This is a genomic window from Actinomyces sp. Z5, from assembly GCF_003287795.1.
In the GTDB taxonomy this organism is placed as follows: Bacteria; Actinomycetota; Actinomycetes; order Actinomycetales; family Actinomycetaceae; genus Actinomyces; species Actinomyces glycerinitolerans.
The window spans coordinates 42,674-47,834 of the sequence record NZ_QMIN01000090.1; the positions used below are offsets into that span (position 1 = coordinate 42,674).

3 protein-coding genes are annotated in these 5,161 nt (G+C 70.3%); 1 reads left to right on the plus strand and 2 read right to left on the minus strand.

Features of this window, described 5'->3' with window-relative positions:
- Window positions 1–160 precede the first annotated feature (160 nt).
- Window positions 161–1,087: a hypothetical protein gene (locus DRB06_RS12515; RefSeq protein WP_108968891.1), complete on the plus strand. Its 927-nt coding sequence runs from the start codon at window positions 161–163 to the stop codon at window positions 1,085–1,087.
- Window positions 1,088–1,287: 200 nt separating this feature from the next.
- Here the strand turns inward: DRB06_RS12515 and DRB06_RS12520 are convergent, their stop codons facing one another.
- Both DRB06_RS12520 and DRB06_RS12525 read right to left on the minus strand, forming a co-directional pair.
- Window positions 1,288–3,024, minus strand: a complete 1,737-nt coding sequence (locus DRB06_RS12520; protein ID WP_111820127.1) for an ABC transporter ATP-binding protein — start codon at window positions 3,022–3,024, stop codon at window positions 1,288–1,290.
- Window positions 3,024–5,009: an ABC transporter ATP-binding protein gene (locus tag DRB06_RS12525; protein WP_258522257.1), complete on the minus strand. Its 1,986-nt coding sequence runs from the start codon at window positions 5,007–5,009 to the stop codon at window positions 3,024–3,026. The genes DRB06_RS12520 and DRB06_RS12525 overlap by 1 nt, the downstream gene beginning before the upstream one ends.
- Window positions 5,010–5,161 lie beyond the last annotated feature (152 nt).

Here is a 5,161-nt window from a genome sequence, read left to right on the forward strand (position 1 = left end):
GGGCTCAGCGGCCCAACGGCGTGGCACTCGCTTTCCCATGTGGAGGGCGGCCGCGTCGCCGAAGTTCACCAAGGTCCACAGGCCGGGTTCGCGCAGGGCACCGCTCGGCGCATTCACAGGCCTTCGGATGCGCGCCACTGCCGGTGTGCACAGTGGAAACATGTGGACTTCACCGATTCCGATCATTTTGTCTTCGGATCTCGCCGGACAGGGGCGGCGTAGCGACGTCCTCGCTCAAGAAGCCGCGCGTTCTGGAGGAGAACTCATTCGTATCCGTCGCGGTGTCTACGTGCGGCGAAGTGAGTTCAGCAGTTTGAGTAGGCAGCAGGCACACGTGGTCAAGGTGATCGCTGCCCGACTCACCGGGGCACTGGATGGTGCCGTACTGGCCAGGGAGTCTGCTGCCGTGATACACGGCATCCCTCTCGTAGGAGCGATTCCTCAACAGGTGCAGGTGGTACGACCCGGGCGCGACGGTGGACGAATGTCGTCGGGGATTCGTACGCTGCGTGCCGGCCACGGCTTCCAGACCGTGCTGGACGATGGCGTCCCGGTGGCCTCGGTGGCGCAGACCTTGGCGGATCTTGGACGTCGTCGCCCACTGCGCGATGTACTGGCCGGCTTTGACGCCATGCTGAGAGCCGGTCGAGTGACGAAGGAGGATATCGCCGCTGCGGCTCCGGAGCGCTCGCGGGGACGACCAAGGCTGTACCGGACGATCGAGGTGGCCGATCCGAATGCCGAGTCACCGGGAGAGAGCCTGAGCCGGGCGGTGATGATCGAACATCACCTACCCATGCCCGCTTTGCAGGAGCCGGTGCGGGATCAGCACGGCGGGCTGCTTGGACGGGTGGACTTCATCTGGCCTGAGCACGGCGTGATCGGGGAGTTCGACGGTCGGGTTAAGTACGGACGGGAGCTGACGGGCAGACCGGTGGATGAGGTCCTACTCGCCGAGCGGCGCCGAGAGCTTGACATTGAGAGCGCTACCGGCATGCGAGTCGTACGTTGGCTTTGGGACGACGCCTGGAGGGAACAAGGTCTGCTGGAGATCCTTGCTGGAGCTGGTATCCGCCCTGTGCGCTGATGCGGTTCAGCCCGGTTGGACCGCTCACGCGCGGTTGGACCGCTCACGCGCGGTTGGACCGCTCACGCGCGGTTGGACCGCTTACGCGCGGTTGGACCGCCGTAACCGGCGGCTACGGCGGTCCATCGGGGGCGCAGCGGTCCAACGGGGGCTCAGCGGTCCAACGGCGTGGCACTCGCTTTCCCATGTGGAGGGCGGGCCTACTCCTGGCTCCAGGCCTCCCACAGGCTCGCGTATTCCCCGCCGCGGGCGACTAGTTCGTCATGCGTACCCAGCTCCACGATCCGCCCATCCAGCATGACGGCCACCCGGTCCGCGTCCTGCGCGGTGTACAGCCGGTGCGCCACCTCGATCACCGTGCGCCCAGCCAGCGCCGTGGACAGCGTCCGCTCCAGGGTGCGCGCGGCGTGGGGGGCCAGCAGGGAGGTCGCCTCGTCCAGGATCAGCGTATGAGGATCGAGCAGCACCAATCGTGCCAGCGCCACCTCCTGGGCCTGCGCGGGCGTGAGCGTCAGGTTTCCCGAGCCAACCCGCGTGTGCATGCCATCGGGTAGCGCCTCCACCCACGCCTGCGCGCCGATGGCCGTGATCGCGCGGGCAATAGTGGCGTCGTCCGCGTCCGGGCGGCCCAGGCGCACGTTGTCGGCGATCGTGCCAGCGAACACGTGCTGTTCCTGTGTCACCAGGGCCACATGCCGGCGCAGCTCCGTCTCCGTCAAGTCCGTCAACGGCACACCGCCCACCGTCACCGACCCGGAGGTGGGCGGGTTGATGCCCGCCAGCATTCGCCCCAGCGTCGACTTGCCAGAGCCCGACGGGCCGACGACGGCGAGCCGCTCCCCGGGCACCAGATCCAGGTCGATGCCGTGCAGCACCTCCACGCCCCGGCGGTAGGAGAAGCGGACATCGCGCAGACGCATACGCGTGTCCTCGGGCACGGCCCCGGTGGGAGTACGGTCCTCGGGCACCTCCTCCACCCCCAGGATGCGCGTGAGCGACGCCTGGGACACCTGCACCTGGTCGATCCAGTACATCAGCTGGCCGATCGGCTTGCGCAGCTCCATGGCGTACAGGGTCACGGTGGTGATCGCCCCCAGGCTCGCCCAGCCGCGGGAGGCCAGGAACCCGCCCCACAGCAGGATCACCACCACCGGCGCGCGCCAGGCCACGTCCAGCACCAGGTACAGGCGCAGTCGCAGCCAGGCGGTGAACTTCTCCAGGCTCCAGGCCTCCGCGATCGACGCGGCGATGACCTCCTCCCGGCGGCGGCCAATCCCCAGGGCGTCGACGGTGAAGGCGTGGTCGACAGTCTCGGAGACGACGCCGTTGACTCGCGCATCGGCGGCAGAGCCGGCACGGTAGGCGGGCACCGAGATCGGCAAGTACCAGCTCATCATCGCCCACACCGGAGGGCCCACCAGCAGCAGCCCCGCCGCCAGCAGCGGATCCGACACCGCCGCTGCGGCGATCGTGAACACGATCGTCACCGTACACACCATGATCTGGGGCACGCCCACCCGCACCAGGAACTCGATGCGGGAGACGTCATTGGTGGTCCGCCCCACCAGGTCGCCCGTCCCCGCGGACTCGACGGCGGACAGGGGCAGGTGCACCACGCGGGTCATCATGCGCTCACGCAGGTCGGCGAACACCGACTCCCCGAGCGTGCGTGCACGCAGCTGGGCGAACCGATTGATAATCGCGCCGACTAGCGTGACCAAGACGATCACCAGGACGATCTTGTCGACGTAGTCGACGGTGGCGGTGCCCGCGGACACGCGAGTCACCAGCCGACCCAGCAGCTGCGGGGCCACCAAAGTGGCCAGCACCGCCGTGATCTGCAACACCAGCACCCACACGAAGCGCATGCGGTAGGAGGCCATGATCCCGAAGGTCTTGCGCATGGCCACCTTGCCGGGGGCTACGGGCAGTGCCATCAGCGGGTCGCCTCCTCGGTGGGGGCGACGGCGTTCGGTCGCGCCGACGGCGGGGTCCGCGGGGTTTGGGTCGCGCCCGCCTGCGGTTGCTCCCCCGTGGCCCGGGCGACGACGGCGCGGTAGGCGACGGCGTCGGGGTCACCGGCCCGGGCGCGGGCCAGCAGCTCCCGGTGCGGGGCGCGCAGGCGCTCGCGGCCGGCGTCGTCGAGGAAGACGACCTCATCGCAGACCTCCAGCACCAGCGGGGAGGCGGTGGTGACGATCGTGGTGCGCCCCGTGCGGGCGGCGCGTACCCGCCGCGCCACCCGGGCCTCCGTATGCGAGTCCAGAGCGCTGGTCGGCTCGATCAGTACCAGCGTCGGCGCCTGCGTGAGCAGCGCCCGGGCCAACGCCACGCGCTGCCGTTGCCCGCCGGACAGTGACCGCCCCCGCTCGGTGATCATGCCCGCCAGCCCCAGGTCCAGGGAGGAGAGAACGTCGTGGGCGTCGGCCACCTCCAGGGCGGCCAGCAGGCGCTCGTCGCCGTCCGCGCGGGTCACCGCCGCGTGCACGTTCTGGTCCACATCGGCGACCCCGGACCGCTCTCGTTCGGCGGCCACCAGAGTGTCAACGTCAACCGGTGCGGGTGCCGCCCCGCCGCGCACGTCCAGCGCCTCGCGCAGGGTGCCGGTGAACAGCTGCGCCGTCGCCCCGGAGACCACGATCGAGGCGCGCACCTGCTCCAAGGGCATGTCGGTCAGGGCCCGCCCGGCGAGCGTGACGGCCGGAGCCGCGTCGTCGAAGCGGCCCAGGCGGGTGGCCAGCGCGGCGGAGGCATCCGGATCGGCGGCGACAAGCGCGGTCATGCGCCCGGGCGCCAGCACCACCCCCGAGGCGGAGTCCACCAGCTCGCCGTCGACCGGCACCGGGCGGGCCGGATCGAGCACCAGCCGTTCGGCAACGCCCCCGGCGACCGGTTCAACCGCGAGCAGGCGCGCCAGGCGCCGACTGCCCACCAGGGCGCGTGTGAAGTCCTGCACCGAGTAGGAGAAGACCATCAGTGGCCAGGACAGGTAGGCGGTGTAGCCGTAGAAGGTGACCAGTTCACCGGCCGTGATCGCCCCGGTGATGGCCATGCGGGCCGCCGCCCACACGACGACGGCGACGAACAGTCCCGGCAGCAGCACCTGCAGGCTCATCAACAGCGACTGGGCCCCGGCGACGTCGACGCCACGGCGCCGCAGCTCCTGGGAGGCCTCCCGGTAGCGGTGGGCGAACACGTCCTCCCCGCCGATCCCGCGCAGAATCCGCAGACCCGCCACCGTGTCGGTGGTGATGGTGGTAAGTGCCGACTGTGCCTCCCGCTGCACCGACTGGCGACGTTGCAACGGCCGGATTACCGGGGTGATCGCCCAGGCCACCAGCGGCATCCCCACCAGCACGATCACTCCGAGCCGCACCGACGTGCTCAGCATGACCACCGCCACCACCAGGAAGGCGCAGGCGGACCCGATCAGCTCCGGCAGCCGCTCGGCGAAGTTTCCGATGTACTGGGCGTCCGAGGCGACGATTGAGGCGACCTCCCCGGAGGAGACCTGCCGGGGCAAGTCGGCGCCGGTGGTGGACACCTGCCGCCCCACCAGACGCGTGATGTCGAAGTTGATTCGCATCCACCCGTGCACACGGAAGTAGGACAGCAGGGTGTCGCCCACCGCGTAGACCACGAACAGCCCCAGCAGGGTCAGCGCAATCGCCCACACGCGCGGGTTCAGGCCATGCTCGATGCCCGCGTCCAGGGCGGCGCCGAGGAAGGACGGCACGATCGCCTGGATAATGCTGGAGACGATCGCCGCCGCGGTGGCGACTGCCAGCGGTGCGGCGGCACGGCGCAGCAGCCAGCGCAGCAGTCTCCCCGGTGACGTGCCGACGGGCGGCTGGGGGAGCGGGGCGTCGGGCTGCGGCAGCAGCCGTCGGACGGCGGCGCGGGGCATTCGAGAGTCGGCCATGGTGCCATGAGGCTAGCCGCCCCCGAGCAAACGGGCGCCGCCCGATCGGTGTGGGAAGGGACGCTTCGAAGGCGGGAATAGGCGTCGGCGCGGGTTCCGGTCCATGCCGGGGTGCCCGTGCCGGGAGCGGACCGGTGTCGGGGCCCCGACAC

What these genes read in the sequence shown, in the direction of transcription:
- DRB06_RS12515 (WP_108968891.1), top strand. Translation starts at nt 161, where the DNA reads ATGTGGACTTCACCGATTCCGATCATTTTGTCTTCGGATCTCGCCGGA.
- DRB06_RS12520 (WP_111820127.1), bottom strand. Translation starts at nt 3,024, where the DNA reads ATGGCACTGCCCGTAGCCCCCGGCAAGGTGGCCATGCGCAAGACCTTC.
- DRB06_RS12525 (WP_258522257.1), bottom strand. Translation starts at nt 5,009, where the DNA reads ATGGCCGACTCTCGAATGCCCCGCGCCGCCGTCCGACGGCTGCTGCCG.